This is a genomic window from Mesorhizobium dulcispinae (assembly GCF_033977345.1).
Taxonomy (GTDB): domain Bacteria; phylum Pseudomonadota; class Alphaproteobacteria; order Rhizobiales; family Rhizobiaceae; genus Mesorhizobium; species Mesorhizobium dulcispinae.
Map to the genome: position 1 here is coordinate 1 of NZ_JAVIIY010000013.1, position 19809 is coordinate 19809.

Annotated in this window: 17 protein-coding genes and 2 tRNA genes; 5 read left to right on the top strand and 14 right to left on the bottom strand. The window is 65.0% G+C overall.

Translation table 11 applies throughout. The features are described 5' to 3' along the window. Positions 1-420 precede the first annotated feature (420 nt). A tRNA-Asp gene (locus tag RFN30_RS24380) sits at positions 421-497 on the bottom strand. Between the two features lie 218 nt (positions 498-715). Here RFN30_RS24380 and RFN30_RS24385 point away from each other — a divergent pair. After that, a tRNA-Val gene (locus RFN30_RS24385) sits at positions 716-791 on the top strand. A gap of 22 nt (positions 792-813) precedes the next feature. On the opposite strand, the gene RFN30_RS24390 is transcribed toward RFN30_RS24385, so the two are convergent. The 5 genes from RFN30_RS24390 to RFN30_RS24410 all read right to left on the bottom strand — a co-directional run bounded on the left by RFN30_RS24390 (position 814) and on the right by RFN30_RS24410 (position 5701). Continuing rightward, positions 814-1584 carry an SDR family NAD(P)-dependent oxidoreductase gene (locus RFN30_RS24390; protein WP_320264630.1) on the bottom strand — a complete coding sequence of 257 codons (771 nt, stop codon included), beginning with the start codon at positions 1582-1584 and terminating at the stop codon, positions 814-816. Positions 1585-1598: 14 nt separating this feature from the next. Continuing rightward, positions 1599-2594 (bottom strand): ABC transporter permease, encoded by a 996-nt coding sequence (locus RFN30_RS24395; protein WP_320264631.1) that lies wholly within the window; start codon positions 2592-2594, stop codon positions 1599-1601. Positions 2595-2692: 98 nt separating this feature from the next. After that, positions 2693-3733: a sugar ABC transporter substrate-binding protein gene (locus RFN30_RS24400; protein WP_320264632.1), complete on the bottom strand. Its 1041-nt coding sequence runs from the start codon at positions 3731-3733 to the stop codon at positions 2693-2695. A 40-nt stretch (positions 3734-3773) separates the two neighbouring features. After that, positions 3774-4538, bottom strand: coding sequence for an ATP-binding cassette domain-containing protein (locus tag RFN30_RS24405; RefSeq protein ID WP_126093568.1), 765 nt, complete (start codon positions 4536-4538; stop codon positions 3774-3776). Then, entirely contained in the window at positions 4535-5701 is a 1167-nt protein-coding gene (locus tag RFN30_RS24410; RefSeq protein ID WP_320264633.1) for an ROK family transcriptional regulator, read from the bottom strand. Before RFN30_RS24410 ends, RFN30_RS24405 begins: the two co-directional genes overlap by 4 nt. Positions 5702-5915: 214 nt before the next feature. Between RFN30_RS24410 and RFN30_RS24415 the strand changes: the two genes are divergently transcribed. Further along, positions 5916-7094, top strand: coding sequence for a M24 family metallopeptidase (locus RFN30_RS24415; RefSeq protein ID WP_320264634.1), 1179 nt, complete (start codon positions 5916-5918; stop codon positions 7092-7094). Continuing rightward, positions 7081-8310: a M20 metallopeptidase family protein gene (locus tag RFN30_RS24420; protein ID WP_320264635.1), complete on the top strand. Its 1230-nt coding sequence runs from the start codon at positions 7081-7083 to the stop codon at positions 8308-8310. Before RFN30_RS24415 ends, RFN30_RS24420 begins: the two co-directional genes overlap by 14 nt. 53 nt (positions 8311-8363) lie before the next feature. On the opposite strand, the gene RFN30_RS24425 is transcribed toward RFN30_RS24420, so the two are convergent. From RFN30_RS24425 to RFN30_RS24460, 8 genes are all read right to left on the bottom strand, one after another. After that, positions 8364-9119 carry an ABC transporter permease gene (locus RFN30_RS24425; RefSeq protein ID WP_320264636.1) on the bottom strand — a complete coding sequence of 252 codons (756 nt, stop codon included), beginning with the start codon at positions 9117-9119 and terminating at the stop codon, positions 8364-8366. Next, positions 9116-9889, bottom strand: a complete 774-nt coding sequence (locus RFN30_RS24430; RefSeq protein WP_320264637.1) for an ABC transporter ATP-binding protein — start codon at positions 9887-9889, stop codon at positions 9116-9118. Before RFN30_RS24430 ends, RFN30_RS24425 begins: the two co-directional genes overlap by 4 nt. Continuing rightward, entirely contained in the window at positions 9889-10941 is a 1053-nt protein-coding gene (locus tag RFN30_RS24435) for an ABC transporter substrate-binding protein (protein ID WP_320264638.1), read from the bottom strand. The genes RFN30_RS24430 and RFN30_RS24435 overlap by 1 nt, the downstream gene beginning before the upstream one ends. A 59-nt stretch (positions 10942-11000) precedes the next feature. Beyond that, positions 11001-11435, bottom strand: coding sequence for a VOC family protein (locus RFN30_RS24440; RefSeq protein WP_320264639.1), 435 nt, complete (start codon positions 11433-11435; stop codon positions 11001-11003). 2 nt (positions 11436-11437) lie between these two features. Beyond that, the gene (locus tag RFN30_RS24445) at positions 11438-12172 is read right to left on the bottom strand and encodes a FadR/GntR family transcriptional regulator (RefSeq protein WP_320264641.1); all 735 of its coding nucleotides are present in this window, start codon (positions 12170-12172) and stop codon (positions 11438-11440) included. Continuing rightward, positions 12169-13605 carry an FAD-binding oxidoreductase gene (locus RFN30_RS24450; RefSeq protein ID WP_320264642.1) on the bottom strand — a complete coding sequence of 479 codons (1437 nt, stop codon included), beginning with the start codon at positions 13603-13605 and terminating at the stop codon, positions 12169-12171. The genes RFN30_RS24445 and RFN30_RS24450 overlap by 4 nt, the downstream gene beginning before the upstream one ends. A 141-nt stretch (positions 13606-13746) precedes the next feature. After that, positions 13747-15027, bottom strand: coding sequence for a M23 family metallopeptidase (locus RFN30_RS24455; RefSeq protein WP_320264643.1), 1281 nt, complete (start codon positions 15025-15027; stop codon positions 13747-13749). A 178-nt stretch (positions 15028-15205) separates the two neighbouring features. Further along, positions 15206-15673 (bottom strand): peroxiredoxin, encoded by a 468-nt coding sequence (locus RFN30_RS24460; RefSeq protein ID WP_320264768.1) that lies wholly within the window; start codon positions 15671-15673, stop codon positions 15206-15208. Between the two features lie 97 nt (positions 15674-15770). Between RFN30_RS24460 and RFN30_RS24465 the strand changes: the two genes are divergently transcribed. Beyond that, on the top strand, positions 15771-19181 hold the full coding sequence (locus RFN30_RS24465; RefSeq protein ID WP_320264644.1) for a DUF3971 domain-containing protein: 3411 nt from the start codon (positions 15771-15773) through the stop codon (positions 19179-19181). A 113-nt stretch (positions 19182-19294) separates the two neighbouring features. Beyond that, positions 19295-19678: a hypothetical protein gene (locus RFN30_RS24470; protein ID WP_320264645.1), complete on the top strand. Its 384-nt coding sequence runs from the start codon at positions 19295-19297 to the stop codon at positions 19676-19678. Positions 19679-19809: the final 131 nt, after the last annotated feature.

Below are 19809 nucleotides of genomic sequence, written 5' to 3' on the forward strand. Positions count from 1 at the left end.
CCATCGATCAAACTCCTGCTCTTGTGACAGAAGCCGAACAAAATGAAGCTTACTTTGGTTCCAGGTGACTAGCCCGTTTTAGGCTTGGGCTCTGGAGGCGGCGCATTTGGGTCGGGGCAATCAGACAATTGCTCACACGGAGGGGGCCGATCGCCAACGCCGCCGTAGCGTTCCACGAGTTTTGCGAATCCATAGGCGAACGCGAAAAGAAGCGCCAGGACAACCACTATTCGGACGGCCATTCGGAATTATAGCAGGACCTGGATCCGGATTTGACTAGCTACAGGTAGAAGAGCAGCCGAGGCTCGGCGCGAGGGAAGGCGGCCTCTCCAGGGGAACAAAACGACCTAAAAGTCCGAATTGCCGGTCTGGCGTTCAGACTTTTGACCTCTATCCCAATGGCTAACTTATTGAAAAGACTGGCGCGAGTGACGGGGCTCGAACCCGCGACCTCCGGCGTGACAGGCCGGCACTCTAACCGACTGAGCTACACCCGCGCACTGACGAGCACGTGTCAGGCGTGTTCGTCGTTGGGGCGCTGGATAAGGGGTTCGTTTGCGGGTGTCAAGCGCGGCATGTGAGCATAACAGCAAACTGGAGAAGGTTTTTTGACAAGTGCGCCGGCGCTGGGGAAATCCGCCCGACAGCGGGTGCGCCAGCCGTTCATTGGCCCTTGCGAATGAAGCCCTAACTGCTTAAAGGTCCGGCCCGGAGCGGGCGATTAGCTCAGTTGGTAGAGCGCTTCGTTTACACCGAAGATGTCGGCGGTTCGAGCCCGTCATCGCCCACCAGTTTCCCGGCACCAATCAAGACTCACGGCGGCGTTAGCCTAAAATCCTGGCCTTCGGGCAGGAGTTGGCCGCCGTCGACGACGATGGTCGTCCCGGTGATGTAGCTGGCGTCGTCCGAGGCCAGGAAGAGGAAGGCGTTGGCGACGTCGCGCGGCGTGCCCAGGCGCCCGAGCGGCACGGCATCCTCCATGCTTTTGATGAAGGCCTTGTCGCGGTGCAGCTTCATGCCCTCGGTCAGGATGTTGCCGGGCTCGACGCCGTTGACGGTGATTCCGTAGCCGGAAAACTCGAGCGCGGCGGCGCGGATGAAGCCGTTGATGCCGGCTTTGCTCGCCGAGTAGTGGCCGTGGCCGGGGCTGCTCACCTGCGGCCCGGTGATGGAGGAGGTGAAGAGCATGCGGCCGCTGCCCTGCGCCTTCATCGGCGCAAGTGCTGCACGCGCGGCGTTGAAACTGCCGCGCAGGTTGACCGCCATGACGCGGTCCCAATCCTCGGGGCTGGTGTTTTCGATCAACTGCCAGGGATAGATACCGGCGTTCTGGACGATGATGTCGAGACGTCCGTGACGCTGCAGCGCCAACGCCACCACTGCTTCCACGTCGGCCATCTTCGAGATGTCGGTGTGGATGAAGGCGGCACCCAATTCGTCGGCGGTCGCTTTGCCGGCCTCTGCCTCGCTGTCGGCAAGGACCAGTTTCGCGCCTTCCTCGGCGAAGCGCTGGGCTATGCCCTTGCCGATGCCACGCGCGGCGCCGACGATCGCCGCCACCTTGCCTTCTAAGCGTCCGGTCATGTGAGCCCGTCCTGTCATGCGAGTCTTTGGCGAATGGTTTGCTTGAAAGCGTCGAGCAGCACGGCCGCAAGCACAAGCAAGCCGTGGATGACCTGGGTGAAGTTGGCCGGCAGGCCCATCAGGTTGATGGCGGTGTTGATGGCCGACAGAAGCAGCACGCCGGCATAGACGCCAGGCAGGGTGCCGACGCCGCCCTTCAGGCTGACGCCGCCGATGACGACGGCGGCGAAGGCATTGAATAGCAGGCCGACGCCGAGATTGGCGGTGGCGCCGGAGGTGCGGATGGCAAGCAGCCAGCCGGCGAGGCCGGCAATCGCGCCGGCAAGCACGAAGGCGATGATCAGGTTGCGGTTGACGCGGATGCCGGCGCGGAAGGTCGCCGTCTCGTTGCCGCCGATCATCACCAGGTGCCGGCCGAACGGCGTCTTGGCGAGAATCAGCGAGAAGACCACGAAGCAGCCGACGGCGATCCAGGCGGTGAGCGGCAGGCCGGCGAGGCGCTGGATGCCGAACCAGCGGATGGCGGGCGCCAGGTCCTGCGCCGAGCGCCCACCTGAAACGACCAGCACCAGGCCGCGCACCCAGATGTAGGAGGCAAGCGTGATGATGAAGGCGCTCATCTTCAGCCTGACGATGAGGAAGCCGTTGGTGGCGCCGATGATGGCGCCGACGGCAAGGGCGATGGCGAGCGACACCGGCACCATCAGCCACTCCGGATGCAGCCGAACGCCAAGGCCGATGCCGGACGAGCAGAACATGATGCCGACCGCCATGGCGCTGAGCGCCGCGACCGATTCGACCGAAAGGTCCATGTGGCCGGCGATGATGACCAGCGCCAGCCCGTTCGACATCACGCCCAGCACGCTGGAGGCTTCGACGATGTTGGCGAAGATGCCAAGCTGGAAGAAGTTGGGAATGAAGATCGAAAACACCGCCAGCACGAAGACCAGCATGAACCAGACGAGATTGTCGAGCACGAGCTCGAGGATATGGCGGGTACGTGGGCTCATGTGCCGATCCGGTTGACGTCAGTACGGGATGCGCGGCCATTGCTGGCGGACGCGCCGCGAGACCCCGGGCCGCCGGCCCGGAGCTCGATGCGACAAGCCTATTCGACGGACTTCACCGTATCCGTCGGCGGCTTCTGGTTGCCCCAGAAGGCAGGGTTGTCGACGTTCGCCTTGGTGATCGCGGCGCCCGGGATCTTGATGTTCGGACCCCAGGCTTCCTTGGTCACCACCGACTTCAGGCCGAGCACGTCATAGTCGCCGGGCTTGATCTCCTGCTTGTTGGCGACCTTGTCCATGAACATGGCAACCGCGGCGGCCTGAGCGTAGAGCGGCTGCTCGACTTCGACATTCAGCCAGCCCTTGCGGATCAGGTCGAGGCCGACCGGCGCGCCGTTCGAGCTCATCATCATCACGTCGCCAGGCTTCTTGCCTGCGGCCTCCAGCGAGGCGACGCCGGCGACCGAAAGATGCGCGGCGTGGCTGAAGATCAGGTCGATGTCGGGATTGGCGAGCATCTGGTCGGCGACGATGGTGCCGGCATTGCTCGCTTCCCACTGCATGGCCGGCAGCGAGATGATCTTGACGTCCGGGAACGCCTTCATCTTCTCCTCGAAACCCTTCTGGATGTCGAGCGTGTAGGGGTCGCCGGGGTCGCCGAGCACCTGCAGGATCTTGCCCTTGACCGCGCCGTTCTTGGCCTTCAGCAGCGCTTCGGCCTGGTCGGCCGCGATGTGGCCGATCTCGACCGTGCCGGCGACCGAGGTGAAGTCGGACGGCGTGGCGGTGATCTGGCGGTCGAACTCGACCACAGGGATGCCCGCGGCGCGTGCCGCCTCGACCGAAGGCTTCAGCGCATTGAAATCGACCGCGGCGAGGATGATCGCCTTGGGCTTCAGCGCGATCACGTCGTTCATCTGCGATTGCTGGGCGTCGGTCTTGTTGTCGGCGTTCAGCGTCTTCATCTCATAGCCGACCTGCTTCAGGAACAATTCCAGCGCGCTCACCGAGCCGGTCTGGAATTCGTCGAGCAGGGTCGGAACCAGGTAGTAGACGGTACCCTTGGACTGGGCGAATGCCGGCGTGAGCGTGGCAATAGCCAGGGCCAGGATACCGAAGACAGAAAATAGCAGTCGCTTCATGTCGTTCGCTCCTCTTCTCGCCGGACCCCTCTTTTGTCCCTCAGCCCGCCGGTCCGGCACCGGCAAGCGTCTCCCCGGTGATCATGTTGATCACCGCATCGGGACTTGTCTTGTTGCGGGCAACGTCGCCCGCCACGACGCCCTGGCGGATCACGACGATCCGGTCGGCGACCTGGAAGGCCTGCTGCATGATATGGGTGATGATGACGACGCCGATGCCCTGGCTCGCCACCTGGCGGATCATGTCGAGGCCGCGCCGCGTCTGCTCGACGCCGAGAGCGGCGAAAGGCTCGTCGAGCAGCACCAGCTTGCCGCCCCAATGGACAAAGCGGTTGAGCTCGATGGCCTGGCGCTGGCCGCCCGAGAGATGCTCGACCTTGGTGCGGAGCGACGGAATGCGCGTGCCGGCATTGGCCAGCGCCTTGGCCACCACCGCTTCCATGGCGCGCTCGTCGAGCACCGGAACGCCGAGCACCTTGCGGGTGATCTCGCGGCCCATGAAGAAGTTCGCCACCACGTCGACATTGGTGCAGAGGGAGAGGTCCTGGTAGACCGTCTCGATGCCGGCGGCCTTGGCCTCGGCGGGGGATTTGGCGAGGAACTCCTTGCCCTCGAACAGCATGCGGCCGGAGGTCGGCTCGAGCCCGCCGGCGATGATCTTGACCAGCGTCGACTTGCCGGCGCCGTTGTCGCCAAGCAGCGCCACCACCTCGCCGCGCCCGATCGAAAAGCTGATGCCGCGCAGCGCCTGGATGGCGCCGTAGTTCTTGGCGACGTTGTCGAGGACCAGCAGGGGTTCGCTCATGCCGCGATGTCTCCGCCTTTGAGAAGGTCGCCCTCGCTCTGCCGCTTGGCGGTGAAGATCTGGCCGAAGCGCGGGGAGAGCACGCCGGAAACGGCAAGCGCCGCGGCGCCGCGCAGCACCGTGTGCTGGCCGCCCTGCGCCACCAGTATGCGGGACGTCGCGCGATCCCTGCGGGCCGAAACCGAATTGTGCAGCGGCTCGGCCGATGCCGCCAGTTGCTCGAGCAGGGCAGGCGAGGCCAGCCCGCCGATGACGATCGTCTCGGGATCGAACAGGTTTTCGATGGTGGCGATGGCGTTGCGAAAGATCGGCGCGACCTCGGCCACCCAGTCGGCATCCTCGCCGCCCCAGCGGCCGCGCGCTTCCAGAGAGATGTAGCGCTCGAGGCAGCCGCGATTGCCGCAGGGACAGGGTTCGCCGCCGGGGACAACCGGGATATGGCCGATCTCGCCGGCATTGCCCCAGGCGCCGCGCAAGGCGCTGCCGTCATGCAGCATGGCGCCGCCGAGCCCGACGCCGAAATAGAGGTAGTAGTATTCGGAATGCTTTGCGCCGAGGCCGTAGAGGCGCTCGCCCATCGCGGCGGCCGCTATGTCATTCTCGAAGAAGGCCGGCAGGCCGGTGACGGCGGTCAGCCGCTCGCGCAGCGGAACGTCCTGCCAGCCGGCCATGGTGGTCGGTCCGACGAAGCTCATCGGTTCGACGCCGAACGGTCCCGGCAGCGCCATGCCGATGCCGATGACGCGGCCGCCCGAGCGGCGACCGGTCAGTTCGGCGACCATGGCGCCGATCGCTTCGAACGCGTTGTCCGGCGCCGCATTGGGCGCCTCGCGATGCGCGCTCTCGATCACATCGCCGCTGAGGTTGATCAGCGCCGCGTCGATGCCGAGCGGGGTGAGGTGGATGCCGACGGCGAAACCGCCTTCCGGATTGATGCGCAGTGTTGCCGGCGGCAGGCCGCGGCCCTTCGGTTCCTCGCGGACCGACAGGATGTAACCCTGCTCCTCCAATTCGCGCACGATGGTCGACACCGTCTGGACGGTGAGGCCGACATGCCGGGCGATCTCGCCGCGGGCTATGGGGCCGAAGCGGCGGATGGACTCGAGCACGATGCGCCGGTTGTACGGCCGCCCGAACTCCTGATTGGTCCCCCGCAACGCCATCGCTTGCGCTCCCAGTTGACGCAAGGTCCGCAGAGAAGATTTATTCAGTCAAATGGAATTCAAAAATAATGACAGTGGAATCCTGAGGCTCGGGAAGGACAGGACCGATTTTAGGACCTGTCCACGGGCCGCCCTTGGCTGATTGCCTCCATGTCGAAGCCGCCTCAATGGTGAGCGGACCAGCAACTGTCGACCCAGCAAGCACGGAGGAGAGATGATCGAATTGCCGTTTGCCCGCGCCGAATACCAGCAGCGGCTTCACAAGATCCGCAGCGAGATGGCGAAGCGTGGTCTCGAACTGCTGATCGTCAACGACGTCGCCAACCAACACTACATCACCGCCTATGACGGCTGGTCATTCTATACGCCGCAGGTGGTGCTGGTTCCGATCGAGGAGGCCGAACCGGTCTGGATCGGCCGCGCCATGGATGCGGCGGGCGGTCTTCTGACGGCCTGGATAAAGCCAGAGAATGTCGTCGGCTTCCCGGAAGACCACGTCCAACGGGCCGACCGCCATCCGATGGACTGGATCGCCAACTGGATCGTCGCAAAAGGCTGGGGAAACAGGCACATCGGCATCGAGCTCGAAGCCTATTATTTCTCTCCGAAAGGGCATGCCCGGCTTGTCGCCGGGCTACCCAACGCAAAATGGCATGATGCCGATCTCCTGGTGAACTGGATCCGCGCGGTCAAATCCGCGCCAGAGATCGCCTATCTGCGCAAGGCCTCGACTCTCGCCGAAGCCGCCGTCGCGCGGGCTTTTGAAGTCATTGCCCCGGGCGTTCGCGAATGCGATGCCATTGCCTCGATCCAGGCGGCGCAGATCGCCGGCAGCTCGGATTTCGCAGGCGATATCACCGCTCTTCCGCCAACGATCCTTGGCGGCGAGAATGCTTCGGCCCCGCACATCATGTGGAGCGACAGGCGGTTCGGAGACAATGAGACGATTGCGCTGGAACTCGCCGGCGTCTGCCGCCGCTACGCGGCCGGGCTGGCACGAACGATGCAGCTGGGGAAGACGCCGACGCGCGTCTCGGACACCGCCAAGGCAGTGATCGAGGGCATGGACGCGGTGCTCGACGCGGTCAGGCCGGGAACATCGGCCGAAGCGGTCGAGGCTGCGTGGCGCAAGGTTATCGAACGCCACGGGCTGAAGAAGGAATCGCGCATCGGCTATTCCATCGGCGTCGCCTATCCGCCGGACTGGGGCGAACACACGATCAGCCTCAGGCCGGGCGACAAGACCGTGCTTACGCCCGGCAATGTCGTTCATTCCATCCTCGGCATGTGGATGGATGGTTGGGGCATCGAGATCAGTGAGACCATCCTGGTGACCGAAACCGGCCATGAGACCTTGACTAGGTTCCCGCGAGAGATTCATGTCAAATCCTGAGGGCGAGGCCATGGCGGGCCCTGCCGGCAGCGCCGTTGCGGGCGATATCGATGCCGGCATTCTGGACCAGATGATCGAGATCCGGCGCCATCTGCACCGCAATCCGGAACTGTCGAACCGCGAGGCGAACACGCAACGCTATTTGCGGCAGATGCTGGCCGGTCGTGGAATAGCCGACATTCGCGACGTCGCTGGCTATGGGCTGGCAGTGGACATCGTCGGCACCGGCAAGCCGTCCAATCGAAAGCTGGTCATCCGCGCCGATATCGATGCCTTGCCGATCGAGGAGGAGTCCGGCGTCGACTATGCCTCCAACAATCCGGGGGTGATGCATGCGTGCGGTCACGACGCCCATGCATCGATGGGCTTCGCGGTTGCCGCGCATCTTCATCAATCGAGAGCCGATTTCGGCGGCACAGTCCGCCTTATCTTCCAGCCGGCCGAGGAGGACGAGCCGTCCGGCGGCAGGCGGGTGGTGGAAGAAGGACTTCTCGACGATGTCGACGCCGCCATCTGTGTTCACGTCGATCCCTATACGCCGTCCGGCAAGGTCGCGGTCAGCTCAGGTCCCTACACGCTGGCATGCGATACGTTCGATGCCGTCGTTATCGGCGAGGCAGCGCATGCGGCAAAGCCCTATGAGGGCGTCGATGCGATTGCCGTGGCCTGCTCCATGGTTGGCGAACTGCAAAAGATCGTCTCGCGCGAGATCGATCCTTACGATCCCCTGGTAATATCCGTGACCGGTATCAACGGTGGCGGCGCCTACAACGTCATCGCCGGCAAGGTCGCCCTGCGAGGGACCATTCGCAGCGGCAGCGACGCCACCCGCGAGCGTGCCTGGCGCCGCGTTCGCGCAATACTGGAAGGCATAGCGACGAGCCACGGCGCCAGTGTCGAGCTCGACATCCACAAGGGCGAGCCGGGCGTCGTCAATGATGCCGAGATGACCGAGCTGATCGTCGCCAGTGCCAAGAGTTGCGTCGGCGCAGACAACGTCCTCAACACGCCCGGATGGACCATTGCCGACGACTTTGGCTATTACAGCCAGAGACGCCCATCGGTCTATTTCCGGCTCGGGATCCGCAACGAGGAGGTCGGATCGGTCTATCCGCTTCACCACCCGAAGTTTCGCGTCGATGAAGCGGCATTGAAGGTTGGCGCCGCGACCCTGGTTTCGGCGGCGACCCGGTTTCTGTCCGCGCAATCGGACTGACCAAGGCGTACCGGCCTGTGCAGGGTTTTGCTCGGACCGGTCGGTACGTCTGTTCAGTACCTGATCACCCGGCGCTCGATCAGCACGACGATGCAGAACAGCGCGATCGACAGCGACGACGACAGCACGATCGCGGCATAGAGGCGATCGGACTGGTAGTTGAAGGTCGCCTGGATGATCAGCGCGCCGAGGCCTTTGTCCGAGCCGATCCACTCGCCGACGATGGCGCCGATGACGGCGGTCGCGGAGGCGATGCGGAGCGAAGAGAACAGCATCGGCAGAGCGCGCGGCAGGCGCAGGCTCCGGAAGATCTCCCAACGCGTCGCCGACAGCACGCGGAACAGTTCGTGCTCGCTGTCGCTTGCCGAATCGAGCCCGCGGATCATGTTGACCAGCGTCGGGAAGAAGCAGATCACCGCGGCGATGACGATCTTCGGCGTCATGCCGAGGCCGAAGATCAGGATGATGATCGGCGACAGCGCCAGGATCGGAATGGTGTTGAAGAACAGCACGATCGGGAAATAGGCGGCCTGCAGAATGCGGCTGTGCACGAAGAGCACGGCAAGCAGCACCGCGGCGAGATTGCCGATGACGAAGCCGGCCAGGGCCTCGATCAGCGTTGGCCTCAGATTGTCGATGAGCAGGGCGAAATTCTTCTGGAAGACGCCGAAGATCGACGTCGGCGTCGGCACGATATAGGCCGGCACGCCGAGCAGCGGCAGGAGGTATTGCCAGGCGAGAAGAATCGACGCTGCGCCCAACACAGGCAGCGCAAGGGTCATTTGCGGGGAAAGCGGCGCCGGTCTCACGATGCGCGCTCCAGCGCCGCGCGCAGTTCGGCCATGGCGGCGACGATCGCCGGATCCTCGCGCCTGCAGCGGTTGCCGTCCTGCTTGAAGGGCCGCATATCGAGGTCCTTGACCACGCGCCCCGGATTGGCGGCCAGCACGATGACGCGTTCGCCGAGATAGGCGGCCTCGGCAATCGAATGGGTGACGAAGAGGATCGTCGTGCCGGTGCGCCGCCAAAGCGACAGCAATTCGTCGTTGAGGCGGTCGCGGGTGATCTCGTCCAGCGCACCGAACGGCTCGTCCATCAACAGCAGCTTGGGCTCGCCAAGCAGCGCGCGGGCGATCGCCACGCGCTGGCGCTGGCCGCCGGAAAGCTGATGCGGCAGGCGTTCGCCAAAGCCGCCGAGCCCCATCAGTTCCAGCAGTTCCGCGCTGCGGTCCTCGATTCTGCGCGTCAGGCTGCGCTGGCCGACGCCGAGCGGCAGGCGCACATTGTCGCGCACCGTGCGCCAGGGGAGCAAAGTGGAATCCTGGAAGACGAAGCCGACGTCGCGGCGCGAACGCACGGTGTGCGGCGTCTCTCCGAGCACGCTGATAGTGCCGCCGAGCGGATCGAGCAGGTCCGCTACCACCCTCAGCAAGGTCGACTTGCCGCAACCGGACGGGCCGAGGATCGACAGGAAGGAGCCGGCCGCGACGGTCAAGTCGAGGCCGGAGAGCACTTTGACGGCCGTTTGCCGGCTGCCATAGCCGACATCGAGCTTGTTGGCTTCGATCGCGCTCGCCATCAGGCCGCGGGCGCGTCGAGTTTGGGCCGCTCGGCGGCAGAGAGCTCCAGGATCTTGGTGGTGTAGACATCCTTGGCGGCCGGGCGCCCGTTCGGATACTGGCCGACCTTGTCGAGCAGGGCCAGCTGCTCCTCGATCGAAGCGGGATCGAACGTACCCCAGCCGTCCTTGGCGGTCGCGCCGTCGAAGGAAAGTTTCAGCACAAGGTTGACGGTCTTTTCTTCCCAGCCGAGATCCATTTCCGGATAGGCGGCGACCATCTTCTTCACCGCTTCCTGCGGATTGGCGTGCACCCAGCCCCAGCCCTTGCCGACGGCGCCGATGAATTTCGCCAGCGTCTGGGAGTCCTTCTCGATCGCCGCATCGGTGGCGAAATAGACATCGGCATAGGAGGCGAGGCCGAGGTCGCGCACCAGAAGGTCGATGCGGTCGTCGCCGACCACGCTCAGCGCCTGGGTGTTGGTGATCCAGCCGCCGATGGCGTCGACATCGCCGCGCACCAGCGGGGCCTTGTCGAAGCCGACATTGACGATGATGACCTCGGACGGATCGATGCCGTTCTTGGCCAGGATCTCGTCGATGACGAATCGAGCCGTCGGCTGGATGCCGATCTTCTTGCCCTTGAGGTCGGCTACGCTGCGGATCGGTTTGGCCGGCTTCGAGGTCAGCGCATAAGGGCCGGTGCGGAAGCCGCAGGCGATGATCTTCACCGGAACGCCGCTGGCGCGCGCGGCATAGAGTTGCGGCGTTTCGGAAAACTGGCCGAGCTGCGCGGCGCCCGAGACCACCGGCGGCACCGTCGAGGCGTTGGGGCCGCCCGGGCTGAACTCAACCTCCAGCCCGGCATCCCTGAAATAGCCGTTGGTGACCGCCGCGATGTCGCCGATCTGGCCGTTGGACATCAGCCAGTCATACTGGATGACGACCTTGCCGGCTGCCCTGGCGCCTGGCGTCAGCACCAACTGCATACCGGCCGACGCGGCCGCCACCGCTGCTATGCCGCCTGTCACGAAAGTGCGTCGGTTCAATTCGAAATCCCTGTTCCCACTCATTTTTCGCTCCTGTTGCAGACTTCTTCTTTCCAAGCGCCGCTCCCTCGGCGCGGCGTCGTCTACGGCTGTTCGTCGTGGTAGTCGCCAGGGCCGCCGTCGAGCCAGGCGTAAAGCTCCCAGAGCGTGTCGTCCGGGTCGGTGAAATAGGCGCAGCGCGCATTCCAGACGCAGTTTTCCGGCGGCCCGTAGAAGGGCACGCCCTTGGCGCTCAACTCGCCATGGAGCCGGTCGATATCGGCCGGCGTGTCGAGCTGGACGGCGACGCAAACCTTGTGCGCATGGCGCGGCGATCTCAGGTTCGACACGCCGGTATGCCGGTTGATGTGGTCGAGCTCCCAGGCGGCGAGCGTCACGCCCTCGCCATGGAAATCGGCAAAGCCTTCTGCGCGGCGGCGCAGGCGGAAGCCGAGTTTGTCGACATAGAAGTCGACTGTCCGCTCGATGTTTTCCACCAGCAGGCAGACGTCGGAGATACGGGCGAGGCTCGCCGGCATGGCTATTTCGCTCCACCGGTTTTGCGAAGCGGCAGCTTGACCCCGACGCGATCGGCCGCGCCGATGATGTGAGCGCGCATCGCAGCTTCCGCCGCCGACGGATCGCCGGCCACCAGCGCCTCGTAGATGCGCACATGCTCGCCGACATTGATCTCGACGAGATCGTGCAGCGGGTTGGTCATGCGGGCATAGTGGATCGAGTGGCGGATCTGCTCGCAGACGAAGGAAATGAACGTATGGATGTAGCTATTGCCGGTGGCGCGCGCGATCTCGCGATGGAAGAGCAGGTCGGCGTCGATGCTGCCTTCTTCCCAGCGCTCCTCGCCGCCCATGCGGTCGAGCGCTGCCTTGATCGAATCGAGATGCTCCTGCCCGCGCCGCGCTGCGGCGAGCGCCGCCGACTCGGCCTCGAGGATGCAGCGCAGCTCGAACAGCCGCTCCATATTGTGCGTGTCCTTGAGCGCCTCGCGGTCGATGCGGATGGCGGCCCTCTGTTCGGGCGCCAGCACGAAGGCGCCGATGCCTTGCCGCGCCTCGATCATGCCGTCGGCCCTGAGCTGGGCGATCGCCTCGCGCACGACATTGCGGCTGACGCCGAATTTCTCGGAAAGCTCCTGCTCGGTCGGCAGGCGCGCGCCGGGGATCAGCTCGCCGGATTCGATCTCGCGGCTGAGGAAGGCGGCGACCCGGTGCGGCAGGGTCTCGACGGTGCCGATGGCGGCCAGTCTTTGCTTCATGGAAGGGTCTCCATCGAGGGCAGCAGGCAGCCCGGGTTCATCAGCCCCTTGGGGTCGAGCGCGGTCTTCAGCGCGGCGACCATGCGGCGATGCGCCGGCGAGAGCCCGTCCCAGAATTCGCGCCGACGGCTGCGGCCGATGCCATGTTCGGCGCTGATCGAGCCGCCAAGACTGACGGCGATGTCATAGAGCCCCGCCGTGACTTCCGCGCCGCGCGCGCGGGCTTCCGCCTCAGGATGGTCGAGTGGCGGCAGCACGTTGAAATGGATATTGCCGTCGCCGGCATGACCATAGGCGAGCGCGATCCAGCCGGGATGTTCGAGCGCGACGAAACGGCGGGCGCGCTCGACCAGGGAAGGGATATCGGAAATGCGCACCGAGAGGTCGGTGCGCACGTGATAGCCGCGCTTGGCCTGGCCTTCGACGAGCCCTTCGCGGATCGACCAGAAAGCCCTGGCTTGCGCGCCGCTGGCGGCGAGAACCGCGTCAATTACCAAGCCGTCTTCCATCGCATCTGTGAGGAAGCCCGCCAGCAGACCGTTGAGGTCGATGTTTGGCCCCGAGGACAATTCGATCAGCACCTGGACGGATGCCGCGACAGGCGCCGTCATTCCAGGCTCGATCAGCCGGGCAAGCTCGATGCATTCCGAGCCGATGATCTCGAAAGCGGAGATCAGATCGGAGCAGGCCCGGCGCGCCCGGTTGAACAGCGCGACGGCCGCTTCGAACGAGGCGAGACCGAGATAGGCCGTCTCGACGCGGGCCGGCTTCGGGAACAGCTTGACCTCGACGCCGGTAATGATCCCGAGCGTGCCCTCCGAGCCGATGAAAAGCTGTTTCAGGTCATAGCCGCTGTTGTTCTTGCGCAGGCCGGAAAAGCCGTTCCACAACTCGCCATCGGCAAGCACGACTTCCAGCCCGAGGATCAGATCGCGCGCCATGCCGTAGCGCAGCACGTTGACGCCGCCGGCATTGGTCGCGGCATTGCCGCCGATCTGGCAGCTGCCTTGCGCGCCGAGCGCCAGCGGGAACAGGCAATCTTCGGCCTCGCTCGCGTCCTTGATCGTCTGCAGCACGCAGCCGGCGTCGGCCTCAAGTGTGAAGTTATCAGGATCGATCCGGCGGATGGTGTTCAGCCGCTCCAGGCTGACGACGACCAGGCTGGCGTCGTTGGTATCGATGGCTCCCGAAACCAGCCCTGTGTTGCCGCCCTGCGGGATAACGCCGAGCCCGAGCTCGCAGCAGAGACGCATCAAGGCCTGAACGTCGGCGACGGAACCGGGCCGCAGCACCGCGAGGGCGCCGCCACGATAATCGCCCGCCCAGTCGCCAAGGTATTTCGCCATTCCGGCAGTGTCGGCGGTGAGGCCATTCCGTCCGACTGCGCCTTCGAGGGCGCTGAGAATGTCCGGCGACAGGCTGTGAGTGGTCATCAGCGGTTCAAATCAATGTCAGGCGATAGGGTGATGCATATCATCCTACAACTTGAGCTGAGTCAATCCGAGGCAACTGCTGCCAGTCGAACTGTGGATAGATGTGAAGGAGATCTCCGGCCCCGCCGAAAGCGACGCGGGCTAAAGGTACTGCGCGACCTTCTTGCCGACGGCGAGGAACCGCAGCGGGTCGACCGCCTCGCCGTTGTGGCGCACTTCATAGTGGAGATGCGGGCCGGTGGAGCGGCCGCTGCTGCCGGTCTTGCCGATCACGTCGCCGGCGGCGAGCTTCTGGCCGACGGTGACGTCGATCTCGCTGAGATGCCCGTAGCGCGTGGCAAAACCGTTGCCGTGGTCGACCTCGACCATGCGGCCATAGCCGCCGTTCCAGCCCGCCTTGGTGACGATGCCGGCGGCCGTGACCTTGGCCGGCATGCCGATCGGCGCCCTGAAATCCATTCCCGTGTGCAAGGCCGCCGTGCCGAGGATCGGATCGGTGCGCACGCCGAACGGACTGGTGACGGCGCGGCCTGGCGCGGGATTGGTGAGCGGCAGCTTGCGCGCCTCTTTTTTAACTTGATCAAGCGCATCAAGAGCTTCGTCCAGCTCTTTGACTTTGCTGTCGAAGATCATCGAGGAATCCAGCAGCACTAGCGGTCCGCCGACATCGTTCTTGTCGAGCTCGGCGTCGACCGGCAAGCCCGCAGCCTCCAATGCCTGCGAGATTGCATCGGCATTCCTATAGGCGTTGTCGGCGAGCGTGGCGACGCGGGTAAGCTGCTGGTTCTCGATGGCCTTGAGCGATGCGTTGATCGATACGAACAGCTTGTCGGCACGATCCGCGGCGGTTTCGCTGTCGAGCGGATCGGAGCGTGTCGACCATAGCGAGAAAGGCCTGGTGTCGCCAGCGCTCAAGGATGCGACGGAATAGGTCGGGGCCTGCGAAAGGCTGCCGGTTGCGTCGGCGTGCTCGTCAGGTTTCGTTGCGGTATCGCCGGCGGCGGGCACGTCGCCGACCTCGTTCTCGGCGCGTTCGAGGATCGGCCCGAGCCGCCCATGGCGCTGGCTGAGCTGGGTCTGCCTGGCCAGCAACTCGCTGACCTTGGTCTCCATGAGCTGCTGGTCGAGAAGCTGGCGGCTGGTGATGCGGTCGACCTGGGCGCGAAGCGCGGAGATACGGTCCTCATAGCCTTGCTGCATGCGCGCCTGCCTGGCCGTCGTGGCGCCGATCAGGTCGTCGCGCAGCACAAGGTAGGACGTGGCGAGCAGGTAGCCGATGGCGATCGCCGCGAGCGCCGATCCGATGAAGGCGGCAAGCCAGGGGCGGATGGTGAAATGCCTGATCTCGTTGCCCCTGGCGATAATGACCGTATGGGGCTCCTTACGCCTGCCGAAGACCGCTGACTGACCGTTTGGTTTCACGGGACCGAGCTTTCGTTACGACTCCAACGACAGCCGGGATTAAACATTATTAGGGTTAACAAAGCTTTGCTGGCCGCAATGCTCCCGTACCAATTCACGCATTGCGGGTGGCGGGTTGCGGCGGGGAAAGGCCGGCAAAACCGGCCGGCGATGCCGCGAAAGCCAGGCGGTCCCCGCGTCAGAGAGCGCGCACCGCTGCCAGCACCTCTTCGGCATGGCCCTTGACGCGTACCTGGCGCCAGATGCGGGCGAGCCGACCGTCCTTGCCGATCAGGAAGGTGGCGCGCTCGACGCCCATATATTTGCGGCCATACATGGTCTTCTCGACCCACAGATGGTAGGCCTCGATCACCTTGCGCTCCTCGTCGGCGACGAGATCGACGGCAAGATCGTATTTCGCCTTGAATTTGTCGTGTTTCTTCACGCTATCGGGGGACAGCCCGATGACCACGGCACCGGCCTTCTCGAATTCCGGCTTGAGCTGCGAGAAGCCGATCGCCTCATTGGTGCAACTTGTGGTGTCGTCCTGCGGATAGAAGTAGAGTACGACAGGCTTTCCCCGGAGTGAGGCGAGGCTGAGGGAGCCGCCGCCGTCGCGCGGAAGATCGAATTGCGGCGCAACGTCGCCCACGTCGAGATCAGCCATATCGATGCCCTTGTCCGAGGTTACGCGCGGATCGAGCATCGATATAACGTGAGGCGGGGATTCGTCCACGACGAGTTCGTTTACAACGGAATATTGCTTGGATCAGGAGCAACCGCAGCACGAGAAGATCAGGTTCAGGCGTGACGAGATCACCGACCTGGGAACGTTTCCGTCCGCGTGCAGCGAGCCGCCGCTCGGCCGCGCTTTGGTGCGCCGCCGCTTCCGCATCATCGGTCGGATATTCGCCGGGCTCTGCGCGCTAGTGCTTCTGGCCGCAGGCGGCGTTTACGCGCTCGGCACGTCAGGCATCGGCACGGAGCGGCTGCGCGCCGAGGCCGAGACGGCCATCGAGAAGCTCGCCGGCGTCGATGTCAACGTAACCGTCGGGCCGGCGCGGCTGACGCTCGACGGGTCGAGCTTCGTTGCCCTGCAGGTCAGCGACGTCAGCCTGAAGACGGCCGACGGCAAACCGATGGCCGATGTCGGGCGCGTCCGCTTCGGCATGCGCCTGCTGCCGCTATTGTCCGGCGAAATCCGGCTGACCAGCGCCAGGTTTTCCGATGCCCGCATCATGGTCGCGGCAATGCCATCCGGCGGCGGCGACTGGACGGCGGCGCTGCGCAACGAGGATGGTCTCGTCGATCCGGAGAAAGTGTCCGCGGCGGTGTTTTCCGGCGTCAACGAAGCGCTGGACGCGGTGCGCGCGGATTCGATGCGCCAGGTCGAGCTGCGCAATGTCGAATTCGAACTGCCGGCCGGTGGATCGATCAAGCGCGTGACCGTCGCTGAGGCCACGGTCGCGCAGACCGGCACGGGCAGCATGGAACTCTCGTCCGATGCCGATGTCGACGGCCGGCATGTCGTCCTGACCGCCTCCGCGGCACGCGATCCGGGCGCCAGGCGTATCGCATCGCTGGATGCCAGCCTCGAGGTGGCGGACGCCGGTGGAACCCCGGTTCAGGGAAGCTCCGGCGGCGGAAACGCCGCCGCCCAGGGCGGCAAGCTTGGTACGATTGCGCTGAAGTTTTCGGGCGCCGAAGCGTCCGGCGAAACGCCATCGCGGCTGACGGCCTCGCTGTCGCTCGGCGGCTCGGTGCTCGATCTCGGCTCGCGTGGGCTGCTGCCGGCCGACGTCGATGCCAATGCCACGCTTGTGGCGGGATCGAACAAGGTCTCGATCGACAGGCTGCTGATCAAGAGCGGCCGCTCGACATTCGATTTCTCCGGCTCGATCGGCCCGAAGCCGGCGGCCGCGGGCGAGGAGCCGTCCTACCGCTATGACCTCGTCAGCGACGGCTCGACACTCGCGCCGTCGGAATCGCCGGAGCCGGCGCTTCAGTTCCTCGCCCGCGTCGCCGGCGTCTACCAGACCAAGAGCCGCAAGCTTGTCGCCGAGCAGATCGGCGTCCGCTCCGGCGGTGCGAGCGAGGTGCTGGGCACGGCTTCGCTCGCCTTCATCGACAATGGCCCCCCGGGTGTGTCGCTTTCGCTCAACGTCCACGACATGCCGGTCTCGCATGTGAAGCAGTTGTGGCCCTGGTTCTCCGCCCGCAACGCGCGGCTTTGGGTGCTCGACAATCTGTTCGGCGGCCGTGTGGTCGACGCCAACCTGCAGTTCCAGGTCGTGCCGGGGCGGCTCGGCAACGGCGTTCCGCTTTCCGGCGACGAGGTATTCGGCCGCTTCCAGGTCGAGGGCTCGCGCTTCGACACGGCGGGCCGCATTCCGCCGATCCGCGACGCCGTCGGCGTCGTCGCCTTCCATGGCAACGACGTCGACATCAGCCTGTCTTCGGGCAGCGTCTATATGCCGAGCGGCCGCACCGTGGCGGCAAGCGGCGGCACGCTGACGGTGAAGCGGGCGAACGTTTCGCCCGTGATAGGCGCGCTCGACATCGACGTCGCCGGAGAAGCGCCGGCAATCGCCGAGCTTGCCTCTTTTGAGCCGATCAACGCCATGCGCCATGTCGGCCTCGCGCCGGAGGATTTGAGCGGCACCGTCACCGGGCATGTGCGAGCCGACATTCCGCTGACCTCCGGCGTCGACACCTCGACGCTCGACTGGCTGGTGGCGCTGGACTACCAGGATCTTTCTTTGGCCAAGCCGTTCGAGGACCAGACAGTGACCGAGGCCGACGGGTCGATCACCGTCAGCCCCGACCGCGCGGTGATATCGGCCAAGGCGAAGTTGAACGGCATTCCGGCGGAGCTCGACCTGGTCGAGCCGCTTGAGGACGATGGGCCACCGCGCAGTCGCAAGGTGGCGCTCTTGCTCGACGACAAGACGCGTGACGCCACGATGCCGGGCCTCTCGCCGCTGCTTGCCGGAACCATCAAGGTGGCGATCGACAAGAGCGGCGAGGGCAGCCAGAACGTCTCGGCCGACCTGACCAACGCAAGGCTCGACATCCCCTGGGCGGGGTGGAGCAAGGGCGCCGGCATTCCGGCCAAGGTCACCTTCACGATGGCGAAGTCCGGCAGCACCACCACGCTGTCGGACTTTAATCTCGACGGAAAGAGCTTTTCGGTGGACGGCGACGTGACGCTGGTCAACGGGGCGCTGTCCTCGGCCCGCTTCAGCAAGGTCGCGCTCAACCGGGGCGACGACGTCGCCGTCTCGGTGAAGCGGTCGGGCAAGAGCTACGCCGTCGATGTCAGCGGCGATTCTCTCGACGCCCGTTCGCTGATCAAGCAGTTCACCTCCGATGTCGATACAGCCACAAAAAGCGCCGGCGCCGACGCGATCTCGGTCAGCGCCGACGTGAAGTCGCTCACCGGCTTTCACGACGAAGCGCTGTCGAACCTGAAGCTCAACTACAGCGCTGCCGGTTCCCGGGTGAATGGCCTCGACGTCAGCGCGACGGCGAGTTCCGGCGCCGCGATCACGGTCAGGAACACAACCGGCGACGGCGGCCGGTCGCTCAGGATGAAATCGGCCGATGCCGGGGCCATCCTGCGCTTCCTCAACATCTATGAGCATATGGAGGGCGGGGCGATCACGCTGTCGCTCGCGGGCGCCACCGACGGACCGATGAAGGGCCAGGTCGACGCCAGCAATTTCTATGTCGTCAACGAGCCGAAGCTCGCGTCGATCGTGTCGACCAAGCCGGCCGGCGACACGCGCAGCCTCAACCAGGCGGTCAAGGCCGACATCGATACCTCAAGGGTGCAATTCGAGCGCGGCTTTGCCGAGATCGACAAAGGAACCGGCTATCTCAGACTGGCAAACGGCCTGCTGCGCGGTCCGCGCATCGGCACCACGTTCCAGGGCACGCTCTACGACCAGAACAACAATATGGACATGACCGGCACCTTCATGCCGGTCTATGGGCTGAACCGCATTTTTGGCGAATTGCCGCTGTTCGGCCCGCTGCTCGGCAACGGACGCGACCGCGGCCTGATCGGAGTCACCTACCGGCTGCGCGGCAACGCCAACAAGCCAACCCTCAACATCAATCCGCTGTCCGTGGTGGCGCCCGGAATCTTCCGCTCGATCTTCGAGTACCGGTGAGGCGACGCACCGTTTGGGCAGAGGGCTTGGGTCCGGCCTTGATGTCGCAGCGGCGGGCGATCACGGGCTTGGGACTTGCAAAGACCGCTCTTTGCCGTCAGCCTGAGCCGATCATGGCTCGGCTTTCGCCAAAACATCTCATTGTCATGCTGCTCGCGGTCTTCCTGACCGCGGGGTTCAGCCTGTCCGCCGCCCAGGCCAGCGTCATGCCAGTCCGCATGGCGGGCGCGATGACGATGCCAGCCGATATGGGCATGGGCAAAATGGCCGAGACACCCATGAAGGGCGATTGCAGCGCCTGCCTCAAGGACACGGGCGCTAAAGGCAGTCCCGTTCAGTGTCCGGCGGTCTGCGTCGCGCCAGCGCTCGCCGTGCTGCCACAGGCTTTCGGGGTAGTCCCGGTTCCCTCGGTGCAGCAACCATCGGCCTTGCCGACTCCGTTCCTGCACGGGCGAAGTTCCATGCCCGACCCGTATCCTCCCAGACCCAACGCCTGACGCCCGTTCAGCCGCAACACGGCTGATCCCCGGCGCCTGATCGCCTGCGCGCGCATCGTTGCGCCGTGGGCGCGCACTGCAATCCAGTTCGTTGTCGAGCCGTTCGCCATCGATCGAGATCGCCAAGGGTT

What these genes read in the sequence shown, in the direction of transcription:
- RFN30_RS24430 (WP_320264637.1), bottom strand. Translation starts at nt 9,889, where the DNA reads ATGGCGAGCGCGATCGAAGCCAACAAGCTCGATGTCGGCTATGGCAGC.
- RFN30_RS24405 (WP_126093568.1), bottom strand. Translation starts at nt 4,538, where the DNA reads ATGAGCGAACCCCTGCTGGTCCTCGACAACGTCGCCAAGAACTACGGC.
- RFN30_RS24435 (WP_320264638.1), bottom strand. Translation starts at nt 10,941, where the DNA reads ATGAGTGGGAACAGGGATTTCGAATTGAACCGACGCACTTTCGTGACA.
- RFN30_RS24410 (WP_320264633.1), bottom strand. Translation starts at nt 5,701, where the DNA reads ATGGCGTTGCGGGGGACCAATCAGGAGTTCGGGCGGCCGTACAACCGG.
- RFN30_RS24395 (WP_320264631.1), bottom strand. Translation starts at nt 2,594, where the DNA reads ATGAGCCCACGTACCCGCCATATCCTCGAGCTCGTGCTCGACAATCTC.
- RFN30_RS24470 (WP_320264645.1), top strand. Translation starts at nt 19,295, where the DNA reads ATGGCTCGGCTTTCGCCAAAACATCTCATTGTCATGCTGCTCGCGGTC.
- RFN30_RS24420 (WP_320264635.1), top strand. Translation starts at nt 7,081, where the DNA reads ATGTCAAATCCTGAGGGCGAGGCCATGGCGGGCCCTGCCGGCAGCGCC.
- RFN30_RS24450 (WP_320264642.1), bottom strand. Translation starts at nt 13,605, where the DNA reads ATGACCACTCACAGCCTGTCGCCGGACATTCTCAGCGCCCTCGAAGGC.
- RFN30_RS24415 (WP_320264634.1), top strand. Translation starts at nt 5,916, where the DNA reads ATGATCGAATTGCCGTTTGCCCGCGCCGAATACCAGCAGCGGCTTCAC.
- RFN30_RS24400 (WP_320264632.1), bottom strand. Translation starts at nt 3,733, where the DNA reads ATGAAGCGACTGCTATTTTCTGTCTTCGGTATCCTGGCCCTGGCTATT.
- RFN30_RS24445 (WP_320264641.1), bottom strand. Translation starts at nt 12,172, where the DNA reads ATGAAGCAAAGACTGGCCGCCATCGGCACCGTCGAGACCCTGCCGCAC.
- RFN30_RS24440 (WP_320264639.1), bottom strand. Translation starts at nt 11,435, where the DNA reads ATGCCGGCGAGCCTCGCCCGTATCTCCGACGTCTGCCTGCTGGTGGAA.
- RFN30_RS24460 (WP_320264768.1), bottom strand. Translation starts at nt 15,673, where the DNA reads ATGGCTGATCTCGACGTGGGCGACGTTGCGCCGCAATTCGATCTTCCG.
- RFN30_RS24390 (WP_320264630.1), bottom strand. Translation starts at nt 1,584, where the DNA reads ATGACCGGACGCTTAGAAGGCAAGGTGGCGGCGATCGTCGGCGCCGCG.